Here is a 1,238-nt window from a genome sequence, read left to right as displayed (position 1 = left end):
ATTCCGGCTTGCGCAGGACTTCCGTATCCGGGCGATGGGCTTTTTCGGGATGCCGCAAACGGAGAGCCTGGTGTTTGGTCGTATCCAAAATGGTCGTCATAGCCGTAACAACTTTCTGCCGCCGATCGCGGCGTCCCAATTTCTAATTCCTCGTCGCAATCTGCCGGCCTGGCGTCAAAGCGCCTCAGCCACGATGAGCGCCGGCACGGAGACGGTTGGAAATGCGTTCCTCCCCCTGCGCTCGAGCCCGCCGGAAATGTCCTTTCAGGGTGGCTCGAGCAGGCGACTAAGATATCAGTTCGCCGGTGATGATATTCAAGCGGTCAATCACCAATAAACATTTGAATTCGTTGGTTTACATCGCCCGATTTTTCGAGATGCGGGATGTGGCCGGCGCCCGCTATCTCGACGATCTTGACCCCGCGCTGTTCCTTGGTTTTTTCCCCCGGGATGACCTTGTCTTTTGCGCCGAGAATGATCTGGATCGGGATATTCGTATCCGCGATTGCGGCACCGATCGATACCTTCTGCTCCGATCCGGGAAAGTTTGCCTCGCGAACCGCGGCCAAAGCGGCTTGCGCACCGTCGAGACGCTTTGATTTCAGGATGTCTTCGACCATGTCGGCCGTCACCAGGCTCGGTTCGGCAACCAGCATTTCGACATAAGGCCGCAGTTTTTTGGAACGCGTCTCCCCGATAAACCCGTCGAAGAACGAACCGTTGATTTCAATCCCCAGGCCCGCCGGGGAGATGAGGGTGAGCGTTTTCACGATGTCGCCCGCATCCGAGGCAGCAATGGCTGCGACGGCGGCACCCAGGGAATGCCCGACGAGGTGAACTTTGGTCAGGTTCATTTCAACGAGAAACGCGCGGAGAACGCTGGCGAGACCTTGCGCGGTAAAGTCGTCGGCCTGCTTGTACGATGCGCCATGGCCTGGAAGATCGAGCGCGTAGGTCGGGTGACGCTCCGCGAGAGCAGCCTGATTGAGCAACCAGCCCTTGTGGTCCGCACCGAAGCCATGCACCAGCACCACGGGCTCTCCCTCGTCAGGCCCGACTTTGAGATAGGTGACAAGTCCGCCCGCAAGAGTGATGGATTGCGTCACGGGGCTGGCTGTCGTTTGCACCACATCCTGCTGGTATTCGGCGATAAAGCCGTCAATCTCGGCATCACTGATCTCCTGTGGCGCGACCACCGCGATCAACGCACCGACCGGTACCACCTCRCCCTCTTGCAC

Annotated in this window: 1 protein-coding gene and 1 pseudogene; both read right to left on the bottom strand. The window is 58.8% G+C overall.

Annotated elements, in window-relative coordinates; all coding sequences use genetic code 11:
* Positions 1–100 (bottom strand): annotated as a pseudogene (locus AC1D35_RS36270) (lipoyl synthase); the annotation flags it as partial.
* A gap of 223 nt (positions 101–323) precedes the next feature.
* On the bottom strand, positions 324–1,238 hold a 915-nt coding region (locus AC1D35_RS36265; RefSeq protein ID WP_477942854.1), incomplete at its 5' end, for an acetoin dehydrogenase dihydrolipoyllysine-residue acetyltransferase subunit.

The sequence above is a fragment of the Rhizobium sp. P1_E6 genome, from assembly GCF_056405875.1.
This window is presented reverse-complemented; position numbering and strand designations above follow the sequence as displayed.